This is a genomic window from Streptomyces sp. NPDC107654, from assembly GCF_055639035.1.
In genome coordinates, this window is record NZ_JBVKBI010000007.1 from 124117 (window position 1) to 147138 (window position 23022).

Here is a 23022-nt window from a genome sequence, read left to right on the forward strand (position 1 = left end):
TCCGCGTCGACAAGTCACGTCTTACTATTGGATCGCTCAACTGCCTGCCTTTCCAAGGCAGTTGACTCCTTATGGCCATGCAGAAACGTGCCTGTCAACGCGTGCATATGCGTCCGCACTACCCCACCACATGAGCCCTACTATCGGCTCGCCATGACAGCAGCAGGGAAGCACCAGGTGAGCCGCGCGGAAACCTCACGGCGAGGCAGCCGGCCGGGTCGGGCGGGCATCAGAGACGTGGCCGCCGCCGCCGGGGTCTCCATCACGACCGTGTCCGACGCCCTGAACGGCAAGGGTCGACTCCCGGATGCCACCCGGCGCCATGTCCGCGAGGTCGCCGACCGGCTCGGGTACCGCCCCTCGGCCGCCGCCCGCACCCTCCGTACCGGCAAGTCGGGCCTGATCGGCCTGACCGTGACGACGTACGGGGATGAACCTTTCACCTTCACGGAGTTCGCGTACTTCGCCGAGATGGCCCGGGCCGCGACCTCGGCCGCGCTCGCCCGCGGCTACGCCCTGGTCATCCTGCCCGCGACCTCCCGCCATGACGTCTGGTCCAACGTCGCCCTGGACGGCACGGTCGTCATCGACCCCTCCGACCAGGACCCGGTCGTCAGCGAACTGGTCCGGCAGGGACTACCGGTCGTCTCCGACGGCCGCCCGGCCGGCTCGCTCCCGGTCACCGCCTGGGTCGACAACGACCACGAGGCCGCAGTGCTCGGCATCCTCGACCACCTCGCCGCCGCCGGTGCCCGCCGCATCGGTCTGCTCACCGGCACCTCGACGGACACCTACACCCACCTGTCGACCACCGCCTACCTGCGCTGGTGCGAACGGGTCGGCCAGGATCCGGTCTACGAGGCCTACCCGGCGCACGACCCGTGCGCCGGCGCCGTCGCCGCCGACCGGCTGCTCGCCCGCCCCGACCGGCCCGACGCGGTCTACGGCCTGTTCGACCCCAACGGCACCGATCTGCTCGCCGCCGCCCGGCGCTACGGACTGCGCGTCCCCGACGACCTGCTGCTGGTCTGCTGCAGCGAGTCCATGATGTACGCCAGCACCGAGCCGCCCATCACCACGCTGTCCCTGAAGCCCCGCCGTATCGGCACCGCGGTCGTCCAGCTGCTCATCGACGCCATCGAGGGCGTCGAATCCGACCATCCGGTCGAGCAGGTGATACCGACCGAGTTGATCGTGCGCACCTCCTCCCAGCGGCGGCCCCCGCGCACGACGGTCAGCCCGCCGCGCACCCCGGACGACACGTAGGACGGTCCCCCGCACCGGCCGGCTCAGGGCCCGGCCGGTGCGGCGCGGCACCAGCCGGTGCGACGCGGGGAAGGAAACGGGGGAGGACCCGGGGGCGGGCCCGGCCGGTCGAGCGCCGTCAGGCCGTCGACCCGTCAGGCCGTGAACCCGGTCGGACGGGAAGCCGACCCGGCGACAGCAGGTCGAACATCTGCCCAAACAGGGCGAAAGCCGCGGTGAACCGGAGTCTTGTTCCGATTCACCACCCCTGGGTCATCACACGGCGCGACGCTCATTCCTATGATGGGCGCACGACACCGCGGACCGCTGCGACCAGGCAGTCCGAAGCGGTGCAGATGCGGCGCGATGGTGGAGGGGTCTGATGACTCAGGGGGCCGGTCAGGGACCCGAGGCGGAGCGGACGGCGACTCTGCGCGACTTCCGGGTACCCGCGTACGTCCATGAGACCGGTCCGTACATCCGCAGCATGCACCCCGGTGACGTCGTACCGCCCGCCGACGAGGCGTACCCCGAGGGCTACACCCCCACCCAGCGCGACCTGCCCGTCATCAACCGCGGCGACACCCTCCAGGTCCCCGTCGACCCCGCCCCCGCAGCCCCGGCCCCGCAGCCCGCGGCCGGTCCCGGGCCCCTGTACGTCGTCGGTGACGTGCACGGCTACCTGGACGAGCTGGTCGCCGCCCTGCAGGAGCAGGGGCTGATCGACGCCTCGGGCCAGTGGTGCGCAGGCACCACCCGGCTGTGGTTCCTCGGCGACTTCACCGACCGCGGTCCGGACGGCATCGGCGTCATCGACCTGGTCATGCGGCTGTCCGCCGAGGCCGCCGCGGCGGGCGGCTACTGCAAAGCCCTCATGGGCAACCACGAACTGCTGCTCCTCGGCGCCAAGCGGTTCGGCGACACGCCCGTCAACTCCGGCGCGGGCACCGCCACCTTCCAGGCGGCCTGGCTGCTCAACGGCGGCCAGAAGACCGACATGGACCGCCTCCAGGACCACCACCTGCAGTGGATGGCCCGGCTCGACGCCGTCGAGGAGGTCGACGGCTATCTGCTCGTCCACTCCGACACCACCGCCTACCTCGACTACGGCGACTCCATCGAGGCGGTCAACGACACCGTCCGCGAGACGCTGACGCGCAACGACGCCGACGAGGTCTGGGACCTGTTCCGCAAGTTCACCAAGCGCTTCTCCTTCCGCGACGAGGGCGGCGCCGACGCCGTACGCTCCCTCCTCGATACGTACGGCGGCACCCGGGTCGTTCACGGGCACAGTCCCATTCCCTACCTCCTCGGCGAGGTCGGCTCCGAGGACGGTGAGGAGAGCACCGACCCCATCGTCGAGGGGCCGCACATCTACGCCGACGGACTCGCCATCGCCATGGACGGCGGAGTGACCATGGCCGGAAAGCTGCTGGTCCAGCAACTCCCCCTGGACAACTGACCTTTCAACCGACAGGCGCCCCCCACGCCCGCGTCCGCGCAGGCAGGGACGCAATTTCCGGCAATCCCCTGTCACCGTGCGCCGTCACGGCTCTACCATCGGCTTATCCGTAGCAGACTCCCCTCCGTTTCTGCCCGACGGCTCGCCGCCATGCGAGCCCCAAGCCCTACGGAGCATCGGGGGATGCACATGAACAGCGTTCCGCAGCACCTGCAGAGCGAGGACCGCCAGGAATTCCAGCGGCTCCTCGATGAGGCGCTGCGCTCCGCACCGCACCGACCGGAACTGGCCGCTGTCGGCGAGCGGCTCAACCTCGAACAACTGCGCACCATGGCACTCGCCGCCTCCGCCCTGATCACGGCGGCCGCGGCGGCCGAATACCAGCACTACGTCGAACTCCGCGACGAACTGCGCCACCCCGCGCTGTCCGCACCACGCACCTCGGACAACGCCGGTTCTGCGGACCCCGGTTCGACCACCGAGCGCCCCACCGACACCCTCGACGACACCGCGGAGAGCACCGGAGCGGGCGCCATCGCGGTCGTCGCCGTGCTGGCCCCCGTCCTCTCCGGAACCGCAGCGGCGATCTTCCTGCTCGTCGGCTACATCCTGAGAATGCTGGACCCCGGCCACACCCTCGCCCGGACCCTGCTGACCACGGGCTGGGTGTTCGGCGCCATGACCGCGGCAGCGACCCTCATCGCCGCCGTCGGCCTGCTGCTCACCGCCCTGCGCAACAGCACCGCGGCGGAGGCCCGGACACGGGACGCGGCCCACGAGGAGCTGGCCAGGGCCCGCGAGGCATGGCGGGATGCCCTGCTGGAGCGCGGCATCCTGCCCTTCTTCAGAGAGGCACTCGCCGAGCCCGGCACGACCGCCGCCCACCGTCCGGCCCCGCCCGGACCGACCGGCCGCATGCCGCGCCTGGGCTACGACCGCCCCGGCTTCAGCAGTCCCGACGACGGCACCGCGTCCGACCGGCCGCGTTACACCAGCCCCGACTACACGAGCCCGGACTTCGGCGGCCCGGAGCACCAGCCCGAGTGACCCCGGGGCCGGCAGCAAGCGGCCAACCGGTGGGGTGCTCCCACCCGGTCAGCCGCCGGCCCGGCTGCCCCCACCGCACCAGCCGCCGTCATCGGGGCGGCCGGCGCGGCGCGTTACCGCTCGTCGTTCAGTCGGCGATCGGGAGATAGACCCGGTTCCCTGCCGCCGCGAACTCCTTCGACTTCTGAGCCATGCCGTCCTCGATCTCGGCCCGGCTGCCCCCGTGCTCACGCCGGATGTCCTGCGAGATCTTCATGCTGCAGAACTTCGGGCCGCACATGGAGCAGAAGTGCGCCGTCTTGGCGGGCTCGGCCGGCAGGGTCTCGTCGTGGAACTCCCGTGCCGTCTCCGGATCCAGCGCGAGGTTGAACTGGTCCTCCCACCGGAACTCGAAGCGGGCGTCGGAGAGTGCGTCGTCCCACTCCTGCGCACCGGGGTGCCCCTTGGCGAGGTCGGCCGCGTGCGCCGCGATCTTGTAGGTGATGACGCCCGTCTTGACGTCGTCCCGGTTGGGCAGGCCCAGGTGTTCCTTGGGCGTGACATAGCAGAGCATCGCCGTGCCCCACCAGGCGATCATCGCGGCGCCGATGCCGGAGGTGATGTGGTCGTACGCCGGCGCGATGTCCGTGGTCAGCGGGCCGAGCGTATAGAACGGAGCTTCATCGCAGATCTCCTGCTGAAGGTCGATGTTTTCCTTGATCTTGTGCATCGGGACGTGACCGGGGCCCTCGATCATCGTCTGTACGTGGAAACGCTTGGCGATCCGGTTGAGTTCCCCGAGCGTCCGCAACTCCGCGAACTGCGCCTCGTCGTTGGCGTCCGCGATCGACCCCGGCCGCAGGCCGTCGCCCAGCGAGTAGGTGACGTCGTAGGCGGCGAGGATCTCGCACAGTTCCTCGAAGTTCTCGTAGAGGAACGATTCCTTGTGGTGCGCCAGGCACCACGCGGCCATGATGGAACCGCCGCGCGAGACGATGCCGGTCTTGCGGTTGGCGGTGAGCGGGACGTACGGCAGCCGGACCCCCGCGTGGACGGTCATGTAGTCCACGCCCTGCTCGGCCTGCTCGATGACGGTGTCCTTGTAGATCTCCCAGGTCAGTTCCTCGGCCTTGCCGTCGACCTTCTCCAGGGCCTGGTAGAGCGGCACGGTGCCGATGGGGACGGGGGAGTTGCGCAGCACCCATTCGCGAGTGGTGTGGATGTTGCGGCCGGTGGACAGGTCCATGACCGTGTCGGCGCCCCAGCGGGTCGCCCAGGTCATCTTCTCGACCTCCTCCTCGATGGAGGACGTCACCGCGGAGTTGCCGATGTTGGCGTTGACCTTCACCAGGAACCGCTTGCCGATGATCATCGGCTCGATCTCCGGGTGGTTGACGTTGGCCGGCAGCACGGCCCGGCCCGCCGCGATCTCCTCGCGGACCACCTCGGGCGAGACGTTCTCCCGAAGGGCCACGTACTCCATCTCCGGCGTGATCTCACCCCGGCGGGCGTACGCGAGCTGCGTCACCGCCTGGCCGTCGCGGCCCCGCCGCGGCTGCCGCGGACGTCCGGGGAAGACCGCGTCCAGGTTGCGCAGCCCACCGCGCGGCGACGTGTGCTTGATCCCGTCGTCCTCCGGACGGACCGGACGGCCCGCGTACTCCTCGGTGTCGCCGCGGGCGATGATCCAGTTCTCCCGCAGCGGCGGCAGGCCCCGTCGGACATCCGTGTCGACGAGTGGATCGGTGTACGGGCCCGACGTGTCGTACAGCGTGACCGACTGCCCGTTGGTGAGGTGCACCTGACGGACCGGCACGCGCAGGTCGGGGCGTGAACCCTCGACGTACGCCTTGTGCCAGCCGATGGACTTCCCGGCCTCCTGCGACGTCTCGCTGTGAGCGGAGGCAGGCGTGCGTGTGTCCTTGTTGGTCATGAGACCTACTCCCTACGCCGGCATTACCCGGTAACAGGTTCGGCGGTCGACGCAGCGGTGTCCGTCTGCCGAGGCTTCCCGTGGAACATCGGTTGTTCCACGTGAAACATCGCGTGTACGGAGGTCAGCGCCCTCTCAGCCCGGTGCTCCGAGCTCCCGCGTGTGCAAAGGTGCCTCCACGCTAGCGTCATGTAGGGCGCGGTGAACAGTGGGCCCCCACCGTTCTTGCGATGATCGGGCGGTGACCAGGATGGAGCAGCACCCCCACCAGCCGCCCGAACCGCGCCGCCCGGTCGACCCGGCGCGCGGCGTCGGACACGGCCCCGAGGCCCATGAAGGCAGTCGTGCGGCCACTCCTGCCCCTGGTCGCTCGTACGATCATGACCACGGTCCTCCAGGCGGCCACGGTCCCTCGAACGGGCGGCCTGGTCACTCTCACGGCCACAGCCACAGCCACGGGGCCGCCGCCCCCGTGTCCAAACATCTGCGCAAGGTCATCGCGGCGGTCCTGGTCCCCTTCACCGCGGCAGTCCTGGTCGGCCTCGTGGTGCTCTGGCCCGGACAGGCCCCGTCGCACAAGCGCACGGGCGTCGGCTTCGACCGGCAAACCCAGCAGGCCACGGTCACCCAGGTCGTCGGGGTCAGCTGCAAGTCGGTGAACGCCTCCGGCGGCACCCCGTCCGGCGACACCTCCATCGCCGAGGGCTCCTCGGCGCAGCAACAGGCCGACGGCGCCTGCAAGAAGGCGACCGTCCGGGTCGACACCGGCAAGGACAAGGGCCGTACGTTCACGGAGATCGTGCAGCCGGACCAGTCGCGGCAGCTGCGTCAGGGCGAGAAGGTCGTGGTCGCCTACGAGCCCTCGGCTCCCAGGGAACTGCAGTACGCCGTGACCGATGTGAACCGGAAGTTCCCCATGGCACTGCTCGCGGGCATCTTCGCGGTGGCGGTCGTGGTGGTGGGCCGGCTTCGCGGGGTCATGGCACTGGTCGCCCTGGCCGTGAGCTTCCTGGTGCTGACGCTGTTCATCCTGCCGGCGATCCTGGAGGGAGCGAACCCGCTGGTCGTGGCCGTGGTCGGAGCGAGCGCCATCATGCTGATCGCGCTCTACATGTGTCACGGCCTGTCGGCCCGTACCTCGGTGGCCGTGCTGGGCACATTGATCTCCCTCTCGCTGATCGGCGTGCTCGGCTCGCTGTTCATCGGCTGGGCCGCGCTGACCGGCAACACGGACGACAACACCGGTCTGATCCATGGCTTGTATCCGTCGATCGACATGAGCGGCCTGCTGCTGGCCGGCGTCATCATCGGTTCGCTCGGCGTCCTGGACGACGTGACGGTGACCCAGACCTCGGCCGTCTGGGAGCTGCACGAGGCCAACCCGTCGATGGGCTGGCGCGGCCTGTACCGGGCGGGCATCCGCATCGGCCGCGACCACATCGCGTCCGTGGTCAACACCCTCGTCCTCGCCTACGCCGGTGCCGCACTGCCGTTGCTGCTGCTGTTCTCGATCGCCCAGAGCAGCGTGGGCACCGTGGCCAACAGTGAGCTGGTGGCGGAGGAGATCGTGCGCACGCTGGTGGGCTCGATCGGTCTGGTCGCCTCGGTTCCGGTCACCACGGCCCTGGCCGCGCTGGTGGTGTCGGCCGACCGGCCCGGCCCGGACACCCCGGCCGCCGCCGGAACGCAGCCCGCACCGGCCCGTGGTGGCCGGGGCCGACGCCGAAAGCGGTGAGAGGGGAGGGGTGAAGGGCGCGAGAGGGGTGGGCGAGGCGCGAGGGGCAGCGGGAATGCTTTCGGTACGCCGAGCCCCCGCCCCCCTCTGCAGAAGCGTTCCTGCACCGTTCCGTCCGTCATGGCGCAGCGTCCTCCACCCCGTGCCATGACGCTCAGCCGGCGCTCTGTTCCTCGGCCAGGATGCGGTCCAGCGCCTCGTCCAGGTGAGCGTCGAAGTCGGCCAACGCCCCCTCCTGTCCGAGCGGGACGAGCTTGTCCGTGCGATCGAGGAAGGCCACGAGCGGCGGCGCCGACGAGCGGAACAAGGCCTGGTCGCAGCCGACCTGAAGCCGGATCAGGACCTCCCCCAGTACGTCGGTGTCGGCAGGGGCGATGTGCACATCCCCCTCACCGCACGGGCGGCCGACCCCGTCGATCAGCAGTTCCCGCCCGAAGGCCCAGGTCACCGGCGCATCACCGGGAAGATGAAAGGTGAGCCGTACGGCGTAGGGATCACAGGTCTCGTAGCGCAACTCCACTGGGATGCGGAAGGACAGCTCCTCCGACACGAGAAAGCTCATCATGACTTCTGCCTGCACGGACTCGCGCATCGCCTATCCCGTCATATGACATCGACTGGCCGGGATTGATCCCTCTGACCGTGGACAAATCTTGCTGAAAGTACTCGACAGATCACAAGGAGTAAGTTTTCAGATGCTGATAGAGAGGGTGAGCGACCCCAGATGCCGCCCGATCTCCGCCTGCAGCCGGTGCGCCGCGGGCAGCAGCCGGTCGGCCTGGCGGGCGGGGAGTGAGATGGCGATGGTGGCCGCGGTGGTGCCGACCGTGAGCGGTACCGCCGCGCAGACCGTCCCGACCGCGTACTCCTGCCGCTCCACCACCGGTTCCATACGCCGCGCGCGGGCCAGCCGCCGCAGCAGCGCGTCGCTGTCCCGCACGGTGTACGGCGTGAGGGGCCGCACGGGATAGCGGTCGAGATGGTCGCGCCGCGCGTCCTCGTCCAGCTGGGAGAGCAGGCACTGCCCGATGGCGTGCGCGTGGCCGGTCTCGCGGAAGTCGGCCCACTCCTCGACCGCGGGCGCCTGGCGGGACTCGGAGACACACATGACCTCGATCTCGCCGTCCCGGTACATCGCGAAGTACACCGGCACACCGATGGAATCGCGCCAGTGCGCGAGCGTGTCCGCCACCGTGCTGCGACGTTTCTGCCGCGCCCCGCTGCGGCCCAGCCGCTCCGCGGCCTCCCCGAGGAAGAACAGCCCCTTCTCCCGGCGCAGATAGCCCTCGTGCACCAGGGTCCGCAGCAGGTGGTACGCCGTGGGCAGCGCGAGCCCGGTCTCGCGGGCGAGTTGTTTGGCGGGGGCGCCATACGCGTGGACGGCGACGGTCTCCAGCAGGCGCATGGCGCGCTGCACGGATCCGATGAGGGTGGAGGTGGGCGCGTCGGTGGCCGGTGGTCGCGGCCGGGCGGTGCCGGGCGGCGGTGTGGCGAGGCCCGCGGCGCGCGGGACGCCGGTGACGTCCGCCGCCTGCGGCTGGCCGGGGACGGCCGGCGGGGCCGGGCACTGGACGGGCGGCGAACAGGGACGCGATGGGGCGGGTGGTGCGTGGGGTACTGCCGGGGCGGTGTCAACCGTGGCCAAGGGTCACTCCCGAAGCGCGAGGAGGAGCCCGTGCGGAGAAGAGCACGGCGGGGTCTGCGTCACCCACGGGGCCGGGCCCCGCGGGGGGTTCCGGACTCTAACCGCCCGCCCCCGCGCACAGATGCGGTCCCGGCGAAACTTCCCTCCCGCGAGGGAACCGGCACTCCGTCACGGGTGACCGGCTCCCGAATGCCTCACCAGTCGCTGCGGGAGGAGGAGTTCCCCATGAACTTGCGCACGACGTAGATCAGTCCGCCGACCAGCGCGACGAAGACCAGCAGTTTGAACAGCACGCCGATCACGAAACCGACCACGCTCGCTATCAGGCCGCCGAACACGACCAGGGCGATGACCGGCACCGCGACCCACTTCACCCACCACGGCAGCCCCGCGAAGATCTCTCGCATGCCCTCGTCCTTTGCGTCTCGAGCGTTGTCGGTGTTCCGCACTCGATGCTAGGGCCGCGCAGGGCTCGAACGGGGGCCTCGCATCCCTTGTCTCCCCCTGACCCGTCCCCTAGGGAACCCCGGGGTCCGGCTCACGCCTCGGGCGGAGAGAACACCACGAGCACCCTGAGGTCCTCGCTGATGTGGTGGAACTTGTGGGCGACTCCGGCAGGCACGTACACGACGCTGCCCCGGGCCACCTCGGTCGTCTCCAGGCCGACCGTGATCGAGGCCCGGCCGCTCACCACGACGTACACCTCGTCCTGGCCGTGCGGCTTCTGCGGGTCGTGGTCGCCCGCGTCCAGGGCGTACAGGCCGACCGACATGTTCCGCTCGCGCAGGAACTGCAGGTACGCGCCCTCGTTGGCGGCTCGTTCCGCCTCCAGTTCATCCAGCCGGAATGCCTTCATCGCCGCTCCCGCCCTCGCCTCACTGCTCGCTGTTCCGCTGCTCACCGCCGCACCTCTCGCCGCCCGTACGGCCGGGGCCCGTCCGGTCTGCCACGATCAGACACATGAAGAATTTCGTAGTCAAGACGATCGTCAACGCGGGCGCTCTGGCGGTCGCGGTATGGCTGCTCGACAAGATCACGCTCACCGGTGACAACACCGCCAAGAAGGCCGGCACGCTGATCGTCGTCGCGTTGATCTTCGGCTTGGTCAACTGGCTGGTCAAGCCGATCGTGAAGGTGCTCACCTTCCCCCTCTTCATCCTGACGCTGGGCCTGATCACCCTGGTGGTGAACGCCCTGATGCTGCTGCTGACCTCCTGGGTGTGCGGCAAGCTCGACCTGAGTTTCCATGTGCAGGGATTCTGGACGGCCGTTCTGGGCGGTCTGATCGTCTCTGTCGTCTCCTGGGCGCTGCACATCGTCCTGCCCGACGAGGACTGACCGCCTCATGACGTATCGCGTCTGTTTCGTGTGCACCGGCAACATCTGCCGCTCCCCGATGGCCGAGTCCGTCTTCCGCGCGCGCGTGGCGGAGGCCGGGCTGGGGGACCTGGTGGCGGCCGACAGCGCCGGTACCGGCGGCTGGCACGAGGGTGAGCCCGCCGATCCGCGCACGGTCTCGGTCCTGGAGGAGCACGGCTACGACAGCGAGCACACGGCCCGCCAGTTCGTGCCGTCGTGGTTCGCCCGCCTCGATCTCGTGATCGCCCTGGACACCGGCCATCTCAAGGCCCTGCGCCGCCTGGCGCCCACCGAGGAGGACGCGGGCAAGATCCGACTGCTCCGCTCCTTCGACCCCGCCGCCGGCGACGAGCTCGACGTACCCGACCCGTATTACGGGGGGCGGGACGGCTTCGAGGAGTGCCTTGAGATGGTGGAGGCGGCGAGCACCGGCGTGCTCGCCTCCGTACGGAAAGAACTGGAAGGACGGGCCGCATGAGCGACGTCACGAAGGACGAGGGCCGCACCGGCGACGGTACGCGCGCGGTACGGGCGGGGCTGCCCGAGCCGGTCAAGCACGAGCCGACCCTGCCCGGACCGGTGTTCGCGGCACACTTCCACCTGCCCGGCGAGGCCTCGGGCTCGTACCTGTACGGCCGCGACGACAATCCCACCTGGACGCTGCTGGAGCGGGCGGTCAGCGAGCTGGAGGCGCCCGGGCAGGAGAACGCCGAGACGCTGGTCTTCGCCTCCGGCATGGCGGCGATCTCCGCCGTGCTGTTCTCGCAGCTGCGCGCCGGGGACGCGGTCGTGCTGCCGTCCGACGGCTACCAGGTGCTGCCGATGGTCGGCGCCCAGCTGGAGGCGTACGGCATCGAGGTGCGCACCGCGCCGACCGGCGGGGACGCCCAGCTGGAGGTGCTCGACGGGGCGCGGCTGCTGTGGATCGAGTCCCCGTCGAACCCCGGGCTCGACGTGTGCGACATCCGGCGGCTGACCGAGGCGGCACACGCGCGGGGCGCCCTGGTGGCCGTCGACAACACCCTCGCCACCCCGCTCGGGCAGCGTCCGCTGGAGTTGGGCGCCGACTTCTCCGTGGCCAGCGGCACCAAGCAGCTCACCGGGCACGGTGATGTCCTGCTGGGCTACGTCACCGGCCGCGACGCGGAGGCGATGGCCGCCGTACGCCGCTGGCGCAAGATCGTCGGTGCGATCTCCGGGCCCATGGAGGCCTGGCTCGCGCACCGGTCCATCGCCACGCTCCAGCTGCGCGTCGACCGGCAGAACGCCACGGCCCTCACGGTCGCGGAGGCCCTGCGACAGCGGCCCGAGGTCTCCGACCTGCGCTACCCGGGCCTGCCCGACGATCCCTCGCACAAGATCGCGGCGCAGCAGATGCGTCGCTACGGCTGTGTCGTCTCCTTCACGCTGCCCACGCGCGCGCGTGCCGAGCGTTTTCTCGCGGCCCTGCGACTGGTGGAGGACGCGACCAGCTTCGGCGGGGTACGGTCCACCGCCGAACGCCGTCGCCGCTGGGGCGGGGACGCCGTCCCGGAGGGCTTCATCCGCATGTCCGTCGGCGCTGAGGACCCGGAGGACCTGGTGGCCGACGTGCTGCGCGCCCTGGACGAGTCCGTCGAGTGAGCACGGGGCGTCCGCGCGCCGAGCCGTCCGGACGGTCCGAGCCTCCCCCTCTCGTGGCTCGGACCGTCCGCGGTTTCAGGGAAAAACCCTGCCGACAAGGTTAGTTGACTCTCTGTCAGTGTCCAGTCACGCTAGCGGCAGAGACCTGTCGACGTATCGGCCGCGCCGCATCTCGACGCCTGACGGAGACAGCCGGGAACGGGCTGGACGACGAGTCCCGTCACGGACGGTCTCCGTCCTCGACCGCTGCCCGGCCGCCACCGGAACGGTCATCGTCCCGGCCTACGGGTCATGCTCGTACGTCGGCGGTGCGGACCGGTACGCCGGCTCTGCCTCCCGTTACGCAGGCCCGTGAGTTCTCCAGCGCGCTGCTACGGCCTGGCGCTGACACCACCGACCCGGGGCGTACGCCCTGCGGTCGTGTCGTGGCGCTTTGCGATGTTTCACGTGGAACCAGCCGGGCCACATTTCTCCCATGACCGTCCGACCCGTGGTCAAGCGCACCGCCCGTGCCGTTCTGCTGGACGGCGAGGACCTGATCTTGATCAAGCGCACCAAGCCCGGTGTCGATCCCTACTGGGTCACTCCCGGTGGCGGGGTCGAACCCGGGGACTCGACCGTCGTGGACGCCCTGCACCGGGAGGTGTACGAGGAACTCGGCGCCAAGATCGCCGATGTGGTGCCGTGCTTCGTGGACACGGTGGAGCACATCGGTGAAGACGGCGGCGCCACCGGCGTGAAGGTGCAGCATTTCTTCGTCTGCCGACTGGAGTCCATGGACCCGGCCCTGCGCCATGGCCCCGAGGTGGAGGAGCCGGCCGGTGAGTACGAGATCGTCCGTGTCCCGTTCACCCGTGTCGGTATCGCCTCCGTCCATCTCGTCCCGCTGTCCCTGCGTCACTATCTCGACGGGAACATCGAGGGGGTCCGCGCCATGCACGCCCCTGATCTCGGATAGGCGGTCACCCGGCAGCGAAGAGCAGGGCCTCCGCCGTGCCGGGCCCTATCCGGTTCATAGGCATCCCACAGGTCCCGGCCCGTGTAGGAGTGGGTCGCGAGTCCGGTCAGGTGAGCATCGGCATGGGCGGCCACGGACACCGGTACGGCGGCAAACAGCTCCGTGTCGACGACGAGTCGCCGTAGGCCCTGCAGTCGGGCCCGTGCCAGGCCGAAATCGCGTACAGACGGTCCGCGATGATCACCTTGGCCGCGGCGCTGAGCACCTCGGACGGATCGACGGGCTCGGTGAACGGTACGGCCGGGAAACGCGACCCATGTGCCGCGTGGGCACCCCCGCCGAGGAGGAGTTCCACGAAGCAGGAGGGCGAGAGAGACACCACCGCGCAGTATTCGCCCACGCTTCTGATCTACGCCCAGGCCCCGCGGATCCGGGCCGGCCAAGGAGCCGCCTCGAACGCGGCTCGCACATGGGCCTCGGTCAGCTCCGCTAGTGGGCCGCCGATGTTTCACGTGAAACACCCACAGATTTCGATCAGCTGTGCGCATGGCTACGAGTTGGCCAAAAGCACGTGCGTCCGCATCGAAACCGGTGGACGGCGAGGGTGCCGGTCGGACAGCCTGACCTGCGTGCCAACTCCTTCCCTCGCTGCTCTGCCCATCCGCCGTCTGACCCTTCGCGATCTGACTGACTGCGCCGACTTGTCCGAGGACCGGGGGTGGCCACGCGAGGAACACAAGTGGGGCCTTCTGCTCTCGGCCGGGAAGGGCTACGGAATCGATGACCCCGAGGGCGGTCTCGTCGCCGCGTGCGTGGTCACGGAGTACGGCGCGTGGGAGCGGCCGGATCTCGGCGCCCTCGGAATGGTCCTGGTGGCCGGACGCCACGCCCGTCAGGGCATCGGGCGCCGCCTGATGCGGCACGTCGTGGCCCTCATGGGAACCACCCCGCTGACCCTGCATGCCACACCGTACGGCCGTCCCCTCTACGAGGAGCTGGGTTTCAAGGTGACGGGTCGGGCGGAGATGCTGAGGGGCCGCTTCACACCCGGCGGCCCGGAACCCACGGTCGTCACGCGTGCCGCCACCGCGGAGGACCTGCCCGCGATCCTGCGTCTGGACGAGGAGGTGTTCGGCACCGACCGCACCCCCCTCATCACCCGGCTGCCCGCCTTCGCCGATCAGCTGCGGGTGGCCGAGGATGACGGACGACTCATCGGCTACACGGCCGCGTGGCCCAACATGGACACTCATGTCGTCGGCCCGCTGATCGCCCGGGACACGGAGACCGCCAAGGCGCTGATCGCCTCGCTGGCGGCCCGCACCGAGCGCCCTCTGCGCACCGACATCGACGTGCGCCATGAGGAACTGCTGGCCTGGGTGAAGGAGCGAGGGCTGGCATCCGTTGCCTTCAACTCGGTGATGACCTACGGCATCGCGGAGCTCCCCGGGGACTGGACCCGACGGTTCGCACCTCTGACGGTCGCCGCCGGCTGACCCCCGGAAGACCGCGCCGGCCCCATCGCTTGGAAGCGGTGGGGCCGGCGTCATGAGGCCGGGGCGTGACCCGGACGAGCTGGGACTCAGGCGGACTGCGACTGAAGCGGGCTGTGGCTCAGACGAGCGCCTGCACGGCCGCCGCGGCGAAGCCGTGGTCCTGCTCCGGCGCACCGCCGCCGACACCGATCGCACCGATCAGCCGGCCGTCGCGGTGGACGGGGATACCGCCCGCGATGAACAGCAGGGGCCGGTCGAGGGCCGTGGGCAGCGTGTGGAAGAGGCCGCCGGGCTGGACGGCGTCCACCAGGTCGGCGGTGGGGGCGTTGAGCTGCAGGGCTGTGTAGGCCTTACGGGTGCTGGTCTCACCGGAGATCAGCACGGCCCGGTCGTCCCGGCGGAAGGCGAGCAGGTGCCCGCCGGCGTCCAGGACGGTGACGCTGACGGTGACTCCGGCGTCCTCGGCCGCCCGGCGGGCCGTGGCGACGAGCAGCTCGGCGTCCTCGGTGGTGAGCGGGGTGACGGCGGTGGTGCTCATGGAGCTGTCTCCTTGGATGGTGCTGGTGCGGATGCTGCCGTACCGGAGGGCGCCCCGGTACGGACGTCTGTCGATGACGGGTGGCGAGGTGCCTGCGGAGCGGGCGGCTCAGTGGTGGACGGGGGTCCGCTGCCCGGCCGGCGTCCCGGAGGCCGTGACGGCGCCGTGCGCACGGTCGCGGCGCTCCAGGGCGGCCGAGAGGACGGCGAGGATCAGAGCGGCTGCGGCGAGGGCGGCGCCGACCCAGTTGGGGGACGTGTAGCCGAGGCCCGCCGCGATCACCAGGCCGCCGAGCCAGGCGGACAGGGCGTTGCCCAGGTTGAAGGCGCCGATGTTCACCGCCGAGGCGAGCGTCGGTGCGCCGTGCGCCTGGTCGAGGACGCGCTTCTGCAGCGGCGGCACGGTGGCGAAGCCCAGCGCGCCGATCAGGGCGATGGTCACCGCTGCGGTGATCTTGTTGTGGGCGGTCAGTGTGAAGAGCGCCAGGACGACCGCCAGAGCGCCCAGGGACACGTACAGCATCGGCATCAGGGCGCGGTCGGCGAACTTGCCGCCGACGAGGTTGCCGCCGACCATGCCGAGGCCGAACAGGACCAGCAGCCAGGTGACCGTGCCGTCGGCGAAACCGGCGATGTGGGTCATCATCGGCGCGATGTAGGTGATGGCCGCGAAGACACCGCCGAAGCCGAGGACGGTCATCGCCATGGCGAGCAGGACCTGCGCGTTCTTGAAGGCGGCCAACTCGTGGCGCAGGTGGACGCCCTCCGGCCGCGGCAGCTCGGGGACGAGCTTGGCGATACCGGCCAGGCCGAGGACGCCGAGGCCGGCGACGACGGCGAAGGTGACGCGCCAGCCGACGCTCTGTCCGATGAACGTGCCCAGCGGCACGCCGACGACATTGGCGACGGTCAGTCCGGTGAACATCATGGCGATGGCGCCGGCCTTCTTCTCGGGTGCGACCAGCTCGGCCGCGACGACGGAGCCGATGCCGAAGAAGGCACCGTGGGCGAGCGAGGCGACCACCCGTCCGACCAGCATGATCGCGAAGGTCGGAGCCACGGCGGAGAGCAGGTTTCCGGCGACGAACAGACCCATCAGCAGCATCAGCATCCGCTTGCGCGGGACCTTGGTGCCGAGCACGGTCATCAGCGGGGCACCGATGACCACGCCGAGCGCGTAGCCGGTCACGAGCAGGCCCGCCGTGGGGATGGAGACCCCGAAGTCGCCCGCGACCTCGGGCAGCAAGCCCATGATCACGAACTCGGTCGTTCCGATTCCGAAGGCCCCGATCGCGAGGGCCAGAAGCGCGAGAGGCATGGAGGGGTACACCTTCCCAAACGATTGCAGGAGCGCTTTGCGTTCGTTCACAATAATTGCAGGCGCGGGCTAAATGCAACCGCTGACTATTGCGCCGGTGCTCTACCCTGGTGATGCAGCCGCTCCGGTACGGAGGAGAACGCCAATGACAGCGACGGACCCCGCGCTCACTGCCCTCGCCCAGGGCTGGTGCGCCCTCTCTGCGCTGCACGGGAGGATCGAGGCGCACATCGAGCGCGCCCTGCAGGCCAGGCACGATCTGAGCGTGCGCGAGTACTCACTGCTGGACGTGCTCAGCAGGCAGCACGACGGTGAGGGCGGGCACCTGCAGATGAAGCAGGTCGCCGACGCGGTCGTGCTCAGCCAGAGCGCCACCACGCGCCTGGTGACCCGGCTGGAGGACCGCGGCCTCCTGGAGCGCTATCTGTGCCCCACCGACCGGCGCGGCATCTACACCAACGTCACCTCGGCGGGTCTGCGCCTGCTGGAGGAGGCCCGGCCCACCAACGACGCCGCTCTGCGCGAGGCCCTGGACGACGCTGCCAGGAACCCTGAACTCGCCCCACTGGTCCGTGTGGTGGAGTCGCTGAACGTGCCCGCATAGGGTGCGCTCATGGGAGATCTTGAAATACGCGCCGCGACCGCCGACGACCTGCCGGCGATCGTCGCGATGCTCGCCGATGATCCGCTCGGTGCCCAGCGCGAGTCCCCCGACGACTTGACGCCGTACCGGACCGCGCTGGAACGCCTCGCCGCCGACCCGAACCAGCATGTCGTCGTCGCCGTACGCGATGGCCGCGTGATCGGGACCCTCCAGCTCACGATCATCCCGGGTCTCTCGCACAAGGGGGCCACCCGGGCGCTGATCGAGGCGGTCCGCATCCACGCCGACGAGCGGGGCAGCGGGCTGGGCAGCCATCTGATCGAATGGGCGATCGACACCGCCCGGCGGATCGGCTGCCGGATGGTGCAGCTGACGTCGGACAAGACGCGCACCGACGCACACCGTTTCTACGAACGGCTGGGCTTCACCGCCTCGCACGAAGGCTTCAAGCTGCCCCTGTGATTCCCAAGCTGCGTGTCGTGCAGGCCCCTCAATGAAACAGGGGGTGTGTTTCACGTGAAACACACCCCCTGTGACCGACGGCCTAGCCGATGCCCCGCCACCCCTCCGGATCCACACCCCCGGGCACCGACGACCCGGGCTCGTACGGCTGCCGGGTGAACGTGAACGAGCCAAGATCGAGATGGCTCAAGGACCCGTCCGGACGCCGTACGGGCCGCAGCAGCTCACCGGCGTAGTAGCCCTCCAGTCCCGTCCAGGTGCCGTCGCCGTTCGACCGGAACCGGGCCCGGCGACCACCGCCCGCCAGAGGAGCCAGCGCGAGAAGGCCGTCGGCGTTCGCGCGCAGGCCGAAGGCGTGAGTCCCCCAGTACCACTGCCCCACCAGCTCCAGTACCGCCGGATCGACCCCCCGCAGCGGCCGCCAGGGCTCGGGGATCCGCGGCTCGGCCTCCGCGACGATCCGGACGAGGTCCGCTCCGACGGCCCCCACCAGCAGACCGCTGGTGCAGTTGGCGAGCACCACCGCGGCCACATCGTCGTCGACGCTGATGGTGACGTTCGCGAGAAAGCCCGGCAGGGACCCGGAGTGCCCGACGAGCAGCCGGCCGTCCCGGCGCTGGATCTGCATCCCCAGCCCGTAAGTGACTCCGTCCAGCACGTCCGCGGCCTCGGCGGGCGCGGCCGGGGTGCGCATCTCCCGTACCGACTCCGCGCTCAGAACGCGGTCGTCCCCGCGGGCCAGAAACGCGGCGAACCGGGCCAGGTCCCCGGTGGTCGACCAGAGCTGGCCGGCCGGCGCCATCCGGCCCAGGTCCTCCAGCGGCTCGGGCAGCATCGCGTCGGCCCACGGGTGCACGGCCCAGCCGCCCGCGTGCGGCGACACCGGCTGCGCACTGGTCCGGCGCAGTCCCAGGGGCTCCAGGATCTCGTCGCGCAGCACCTCCTCCCAGGGAGCGCCGCGCACCTCCTCCACCAGGGCACCGAGCAGGGTGTACCCGGGATTGGAGTAGTGGTGCCGTCGTCCGACGGGATGCACCAGGGGGTGCTCGCCGAGCACATCGCTCAACTCCGGCCGCAGGGAACCGGGCGTCCGTTCCCACCATGGCGCGGGCGTCTCGGCCGCCAATCCCGCCGTGTGGGCGAGGAGTTCCGCGATCGTCGCCTCCCCCACGCCGGTGCCCGGCAGATGCTTCTCCAGCGGATCACCGAGATCGAGCAGGCCCTCGTCACGCAGCCGCATCACCAGGACGGCGGTGAAGGTCTTGGTGATGGACCCGATCCGGTACTGCACGGTCTCGTCCGGTCCGTGCCCGTCCACCGAGGTCCGCGCTCCGTGCCAGACCGCCCGCCCGTCCCGTACGACGGCGGCCACCAGGGACGGAGCCCGTCCTTCGGCCTGCGCGACGGCGATGCTGTGCAGCAGGGCGCGGCGGGTGCCGGGCAGCAGCGCTTCCTGAGTTGTCGTCATGGCCCCCAGTCCACCTGGTGCGGAGGGCGGGCGTCGAATCCATTTGCCGGAGGGCGACGTCGAGGCCGGGCGGCTTGCCCGTGTCGGCCGAGTGCACCACGCTGAGCCCCGAGTACAAGGACTACCGACGCCCCCGGATCGCGCACCGATGACTTTGCCGGGCCGCGCTGGTCCATACGCCGGACAGTCACGGACGGAAGGCCGGGCCATGCGGAAACTGATCTACGGCATGAACATGTCTCTGGACGGCTACATCGCCGCGGCCGGCGACGACATCGGCTGGAGCGGACCGCCGAGCGACGAGCTGTTCCAGTGGTGGCTCGACCACGAGCAGGCGAGTGACCTGTCGCTGTACGGGCGCAAGCTATGGGAGACGATGAGCTCCTACTGGCCGACCGGCGACCTGCAGCCCAACGCCACTCCGGCGGAGATCGAGTTCGCGCGGACCTGGCGGGACACGCCGAAGGTGGTGTTCTCCTCGACGATCGACGAGGTCGACTGGAACACCCGCCTGGTCACCGGCGACGCGATCGCCGAGATCACCCGGCTCAAGGCAGAGGACGGCGGCCCCATGAACATCGGCGGCGCAACGCTTGCCGGGGCGGCCATGCGTGCCGCGCTGATCGACGAGTACGTGATCGCCACCCATCCGGTCCTGGTGGGCGGCGGCACGCCGTTCTTCACCGCGCTGGACGGCTGGGTGAACCTGAACCTGGTGGAGACGCGGCCGTTTCCCGCCGGCGTGGTCCTGACCAGGTACGAGACGAGCCGCTGAGCAGCAGCGCGCACTTTCTTCCGTCTGTCCTCACACCGGCGGATCAGGTCTGGGCCATGTCCACGAAGCGGGAGTAGTGGCCCTGGAAGGCCACCGTGATGGTCGCCGTCGGACCGTTTCGGTGCTTCGCGACGATCAGGTCGGCCTCGCCCGCCCGGGGGGACTCCTTCTCGTAGGCGTCCTCGCGGTGCAGCAGGATGACCATGTCGGCGTCCTGCTCGATGGAGCCGGACTCACGCAGGTCGGAGACCATCGGCTTCTTGTCGGTGCGCTGCTCGGGGCCACGGTTCAGCTGGGAGAGCGCGATGACCGGGATCTCCAGCTCCTTCGCGAGCAGCTTGAGGTTACGGGACATGTCCGACACCTCCTGCTGGCGGCTCTCGGCGCGCTTGGAGCCACCGGACTGCATCAGCTGGAGGTAGTCGATGACGACCAGTTTCAGGTCGTTGCGCTGCTTGAGGCGCCGGCACTTGGCGCGGATCTCCATCATCGACAGGTTCGGGGAGTCGTCGATGTACAGCGGCGCGGCCGACACGTCCGGCATCCGGCGGGCGAGCCGCGTCCAGTCCTCGTCGGTCATCGTGCCGGACCGCATGTGGTGCAGGGCGACCCGGGCCTCCGCGGACAGCAGGCGCATCGCGATCTCGTTGCGGCCCATTTCGAGCGAGAAGATGACACTCGGCAGGTTGTTCTTGATGGAGGCGGCTCGCGCGAAGTCCAGGGCGAGGGTGGACTTACCCATGGCGGGACGGGCCGCGATGACGATCATCTGGCCCGGGTGGAGGCCGTTCGTCAGCGAGTCGAAGTCGGTGAACCCGGTGGGCACGCCCGTCATCTCGCCGCTGCGCGAGCCGATCGCCTCGATCTCGTCCAGGGCACCTTCCATGATGTCGCCGAGCGGGAGGTAGTCCTCGCTGGTGCGCTGCTCGGTGACCGCGTAGATCTCGGCCTGGGCGCGGTTGACGATCTCGTCCACGTCCCCGTCGGCCGCGTATCCCATCTGCGTGATGCGCGTGCCGGCTTCGACCAGGCGGCGCAGGACGGCCCGCTCGTGGACGATCTCCGCGTAGTACTCGGCGTTGGCCGCCGTCGGCACCGTCTGGACGAGGGTGTGCAGATACGCGGCGCCGCCGACCTTGTTGATCTCGCCGCGCTTGGTGAGTTCGGCGGCGATGGTGATCGGGTCGGCCGGCTCACCCTTGGCGTAGACGTCCAGGATGGCCTGGTAGATCGTCTCGTGCGCGGGCTTGTAGAAGTCGTGGCCCTTGAGGATCTCCACGACGTCCGCGATGGCGTCCTTCGACAGCAGCATGCCGCCGAGGACCGACTGCTCGGCGTCCAGGTCCTGGGGCGGCACCCGCTCGAAGGCGGAACCTCCGCCGTCCCAGCCGGTGTTGTCGCGGCCCCGGTCGTGCTGTTCGTCACGACCCCGGCCGCCGTCACCGCGCCGACGGGAGGCCGGCAGACGATCACTGGGTCCGCTGTCGGCCCACGGATCGTCCAAGGGCTCGGAAATGCTCACCGAGCCACCTCCTCCCGTCCGCACGGCGGACCTCGCCGTGGCCTCTTTTGTACGGCACGACACTGACAACTAAGAGGCCCAACTCCGGTTCTTGCGTCGTCGGATTTGTGACGATTCCCCGGCCGGAAGAAGGACGCTTGCCGGGCCGGGGGAAGGAGCGGGCGCCGGACAACCGTAGGCCCGTCGGCACCGTCAGCCAATCTGGTTATCCACAGGCCATGTGGACGACCGGCCCGATGCTGTGGAGAACTCGCCGAAACCTGTGCACGACTCGGTGGAAAGCCCTGTGAACAAGCCCTCGATCTCCCCACCCTCAAGCCGCTGACCTGCCCCTTTGCGATCCACCGGCTGTGCAGAGAAAAAACTTCCCCAGTCGGGCCAAGATCGCTTCGAACGGCGCCCGAAAGGACACGGCCCGCAGGAAATAGTAAGGACCACTAGCCAGTTGCATCACTTACCTGTGGACGATTAGATTGATGCTCATGACACAGGCTCCGGAGATCCCCAAGGCCACTCGGCGGCAGCACGACCGAGAAATCGTCGCGCTGGCCGTCCCGGCCTTCGGCGCGCTCGTCGCCGAGCCTCTCTTCGTCATGGCGGACAGTGCGATCGTCGGCCATCTCGGCACCGCTCAGCTTGCCGGTCTCGGCGTCGCCTCGGCGCTCCTCACCACCGCCGTGAGCGTCTTCGTCTTCCTCGCCTACGCCACCACGGCCGCCGTAGCCCGCCGAGTCGGAGCCGGTGATCTCCCGGCGGCCATCCGCCAGGGCATGGACGGCATCTGGCTGGCGCTGCTGCTGGGCCTCGCCGTGATCGCCGTCGTCCTGCCCCTGGCCCCCGGCATCGTGGACCTCTTCGGCGCCTCCACGACCGCGAGCCCCTACGCCACCACGTATCTGCGGATCTCCGCGCTGGGCATCCCCGCCATGCTCATCGTCCTGGCCGCGACCGGAGTGCTGCGCGGGCTGCAGAACACCAGGACCCCGCTCTACGTCGCCGTCGCCGGCTTCATCGCCAACGCCGCCCTCAACGCGGGACTCGTCTACGGCGCCGGGCTCGGCATCGCCGGCTCCGCATGGGGCACGGTGATCGCGCAGTGCGGCATGGCGACCGTCTACCTCACGGTCGTCGTACGCGGGGCCCGTCGGCACGGGGCCTCACTGCGGCCCGACGCGCCCGGCATCCGCGCCTCGGCCCAGGCCGGCGTCCCTCTCCTGGTCCGCACGCTCTCCCTCCGAGCGAACATCATGATCGCCACAGCAGTGGCCGCACATCTCGGTGACGCCGACATCGCCGCGCACCAGATCGTCCTCTCCCTCTGGAACCTGCTCGCCTTCGCACTCGACGCGATAGCCATCGCGGGGCAGGCCATCATCGGCCGCTACCTCGGCGCGGACGACGCCCAAGGAGCACGCCTGGCCTGCCGTCGCATGATCCAGTGGGGCATCGCGACCGGTGTCGTACTGGGCCTGCTCGTGGTGGCCGCACGGCCGCTCTTCCTGCCGTTGTTCACCAGCGATTCCGTCGTGAAGGGAGTCGCGCTTCCGGCGCTCCTGCTCGTGGCACTCTCGCAACCCGTCTGCGGGATCGTCTTCGTCCTGGACGGGGTTCTGATGGGCGCGGGTGACGGCCCCTATCTGGCCTGGGCCATGGTCGTCACCCTGGCGGTGTTCGCTCCGGTGGCGCTGCTCGTTCCCACGCTCGGCGGCGGGCTCACCGCCCTCTGGGCGGCGATGATGCTGATGATGACGATCCGGCTGCTGACCCTCTGGCTGCGGGCCCGTTCGGGCCGCTGGATCGTGACGGGCGCGACCCGCTGACCGTTTCACGTGAAACATGCCTACATGCCTTCAG

General features: G+C 69.9%; 22 protein-coding genes and 1 pseudogene. 13 read left to right on the top strand and 10 right to left on the bottom strand.

Annotated features, from left to right (window positions below):
- Nucleotides 1–153: 153 nt before the first annotated feature.
- From ACZ7N4_RS15050 to ACZ7N4_RS15060, 3 genes are all read left to right on the top strand, one after another.
- Nucleotides 154–1266: a LacI family DNA-binding transcriptional regulator gene (locus ACZ7N4_RS15050; RefSeq protein WP_471358275.1), complete on the top strand. Its 1113-nt coding sequence runs from the start codon at nucleotides 154–156 to the stop codon at nucleotides 1264–1266.
- Nucleotides 1267–1627: 361 nt separating this feature from the next.
- Nucleotides 1628–2707, top strand: coding sequence for a metallophosphoesterase (locus ACZ7N4_RS15055; protein WP_471358277.1), 1080 nt, complete (start codon nucleotides 1628–1630; stop codon nucleotides 2705–2707).
- Nucleotides 2708–2890: 183 nt separating this feature from the next.
- Complete coding sequence (locus ACZ7N4_RS15060; RefSeq protein ID WP_471358279.1) at nucleotides 2891–3754, top strand: hypothetical protein; 864 nt, start codon at nucleotides 2891–2893, stop codon at nucleotides 3752–3754.
- Between the two features lie 127 nt (nucleotides 3755–3881).
- Here the strand turns inward: ACZ7N4_RS15060 and thiC are convergent, their stop codons facing one another.
- Nucleotides 3882–5666, bottom strand: coding sequence for a phosphomethylpyrimidine synthase ThiC (gene thiC / locus ACZ7N4_RS15065; protein WP_471358282.1), 1785 nt, complete (start codon nucleotides 5664–5666; stop codon nucleotides 3882–3884).
- Between the two features lie 250 nt (nucleotides 5667–5916).
- On the opposite strand from thiC, the gene ACZ7N4_RS15070 reads away from it, so the two are divergent.
- On the top strand, nucleotides 5917–7401 hold the full coding sequence (locus tag ACZ7N4_RS15070; protein ID WP_471358790.1) for a YibE/F family protein: 1485 nt from the start codon (nucleotides 5917–5919) through the stop codon (nucleotides 7399–7401).
- Nucleotides 7402–7555: 154 nt separating this feature from the next.
- On the opposite strand, the gene ACZ7N4_RS15075 is transcribed toward ACZ7N4_RS15070, so the two are convergent.
- From ACZ7N4_RS15075 to ACZ7N4_RS15090, 4 genes are all read right to left on the bottom strand, one after another.
- Nucleotides 7556–7993, bottom strand: a complete 438-nt coding sequence (locus ACZ7N4_RS15075; RefSeq protein ID WP_467929371.1) for an SsgA family sporulation/cell division regulator — start codon at nucleotides 7991–7993, stop codon at nucleotides 7556–7558.
- A gap of 99 nt (nucleotides 7994–8092) precedes the next feature.
- A complete protein-coding gene (locus tag ACZ7N4_RS15080) occupies nucleotides 8093–9046 on the bottom strand; it encodes an IclR family transcriptional regulator (protein WP_471358284.1) in 954 nt (317 codons plus the stop codon).
- Between the two features lie 194 nt (nucleotides 9047–9240).
- Nucleotides 9241–9453, bottom strand: a complete 213-nt coding sequence (locus tag ACZ7N4_RS15085) for a DUF5326 family protein (protein WP_471358287.1) — start codon at nucleotides 9451–9453, stop codon at nucleotides 9241–9243.
- A 131-nt stretch (nucleotides 9454–9584) separates the two neighbouring features.
- Nucleotides 9585–9902: a cupin domain-containing protein gene (locus ACZ7N4_RS15090; protein WP_471358792.1), complete on the bottom strand. Its 318-nt coding sequence runs from the start codon at nucleotides 9900–9902 to the stop codon at nucleotides 9585–9587.
- Between the two features lie 104 nt (nucleotides 9903–10006).
- On the opposite strand from ACZ7N4_RS15090, the gene ACZ7N4_RS15095 reads away from it, so the two are divergent.
- The 4 genes from ACZ7N4_RS15095 to ACZ7N4_RS15110 all read left to right on the top strand — a co-directional run bounded on the left by ACZ7N4_RS15095 (nucleotide 10007) and on the right by ACZ7N4_RS15110 (nucleotide 12986).
- Nucleotides 10007–10384: a phage holin family protein gene (locus ACZ7N4_RS15095; RefSeq protein ID WP_471358291.1), complete on the top strand. Its 378-nt coding sequence runs from the start codon at nucleotides 10007–10009 to the stop codon at nucleotides 10382–10384.
- A gap of 7 nt (nucleotides 10385–10391) precedes the next feature.
- The gene (locus ACZ7N4_RS15100) at nucleotides 10392–10883 is read left to right on the top strand and encodes a low molecular weight protein-tyrosine-phosphatase (RefSeq protein WP_471358293.1); all 492 of its coding nucleotides are present in this window, start codon (nucleotides 10392–10394) and stop codon (nucleotides 10881–10883) included.
- Complete coding sequence (locus tag ACZ7N4_RS15105) at nucleotides 10880–12028, top strand: cystathionine gamma-lyase (protein ID WP_471358296.1); 1149 nt, start codon at nucleotides 10880–10882, stop codon at nucleotides 12026–12028. The genes ACZ7N4_RS15100 and ACZ7N4_RS15105 overlap by 4 nt, the downstream gene beginning before the upstream one ends.
- Nucleotides 12029–12503: 475 nt before the next feature.
- Nucleotides 12504–12986, top strand: coding sequence for an NUDIX domain-containing protein (locus ACZ7N4_RS15110; protein WP_471358297.1), 483 nt, complete (start codon nucleotides 12504–12506; stop codon nucleotides 12984–12986).
- Between the two features lie 53 nt (nucleotides 12987–13039).
- Here ACZ7N4_RS15110 and ACZ7N4_RS15115 read toward each other — a convergent pair.
- Nucleotides 13040–13491 (bottom strand): annotated as a pseudogene (locus tag ACZ7N4_RS15115) (HAD family hydrolase); the annotation flags it as partial.
- A gap of 124 nt (nucleotides 13492–13615) precedes the next feature.
- Here ACZ7N4_RS15115 and ACZ7N4_RS15120 point away from each other — a divergent pair.
- Entirely contained in the window at nucleotides 13616–14482 is an 867-nt protein-coding gene (locus ACZ7N4_RS15120; RefSeq protein WP_471358299.1) for a GNAT family N-acetyltransferase, read from the top strand.
- Between the two features lie 118 nt (nucleotides 14483–14600).
- Here the strand turns inward: ACZ7N4_RS15120 and ACZ7N4_RS15125 are convergent, their stop codons facing one another.
- Entirely contained in the window at nucleotides 14601–15020 is a 420-nt protein-coding gene (locus ACZ7N4_RS15125) for a GlcG/HbpS family heme-binding protein (protein ID WP_471358302.1), read from the bottom strand.
- Between the two features lie 108 nt (nucleotides 15021–15128).
- Nucleotides 15129–16337 carry an MFS transporter gene (locus ACZ7N4_RS15130; protein ID WP_471358304.1) on the bottom strand — a complete coding sequence of 403 codons (1209 nt, stop codon included), beginning with the start codon at nucleotides 16335–16337 and terminating at the stop codon, nucleotides 15129–15131.
- 145 nt (nucleotides 16338–16482) lie between these two features.
- Here ACZ7N4_RS15130 and ACZ7N4_RS15135 point away from each other — a divergent pair, with 145 nt between their 5' ends.
- Both ACZ7N4_RS15135 and ACZ7N4_RS15140 read left to right on the top strand, forming a co-directional pair.
- Entirely contained in the window at nucleotides 16483–16941 is a 459-nt protein-coding gene (locus tag ACZ7N4_RS15135; protein ID WP_471358307.1) for a MarR family winged helix-turn-helix transcriptional regulator, read from the top strand.
- 9 nt (nucleotides 16942–16950) lie between these two features.
- Complete coding sequence (locus ACZ7N4_RS15140; protein ID WP_471358310.1) at nucleotides 16951–17403, top strand: GNAT family N-acetyltransferase; 453 nt, start codon at nucleotides 16951–16953, stop codon at nucleotides 17401–17403.
- Between the two features lie 82 nt (nucleotides 17404–17485).
- Here the strand turns inward: ACZ7N4_RS15140 and ACZ7N4_RS15145 are convergent, their stop codons facing one another.
- Entirely contained in the window at nucleotides 17486–18871 is a 1386-nt protein-coding gene (locus tag ACZ7N4_RS15145) for a serine hydrolase domain-containing protein (RefSeq protein ID WP_471358312.1), read from the bottom strand.
- Nucleotides 18872–19079: 208 nt separating this feature from the next.
- Between ACZ7N4_RS15145 and ACZ7N4_RS15150 the strand changes: the two genes are divergently transcribed.
- Nucleotides 19080–19646 carry a dihydrofolate reductase family protein gene (locus tag ACZ7N4_RS15150; RefSeq protein WP_471358313.1) on the top strand — a complete coding sequence of 189 codons (567 nt, stop codon included), beginning with the start codon at nucleotides 19080–19082 and terminating at the stop codon, nucleotides 19644–19646.
- A gap of 43 nt (nucleotides 19647–19689) precedes the next feature.
- On the opposite strand, the gene dnaB is transcribed toward ACZ7N4_RS15150, so the two are convergent.
- Nucleotides 19690–21168: a replicative DNA helicase gene (gene dnaB / locus ACZ7N4_RS15155; protein ID WP_471358315.1), complete on the bottom strand. Its 1479-nt coding sequence runs from the start codon at nucleotides 21166–21168 to the stop codon at nucleotides 19690–19692.
- Nucleotides 21169–21650: 482 nt separating this feature from the next.
- On the opposite strand from dnaB, the gene ACZ7N4_RS15160 reads away from it, so the two are divergent.
- Nucleotides 21651–22988, top strand: coding sequence for an MATE family efflux transporter (locus ACZ7N4_RS15160; RefSeq protein WP_471358318.1), 1338 nt, complete (start codon nucleotides 21651–21653; stop codon nucleotides 22986–22988).
- Nucleotides 22989–23022: the final 34 nt, after the last annotated feature.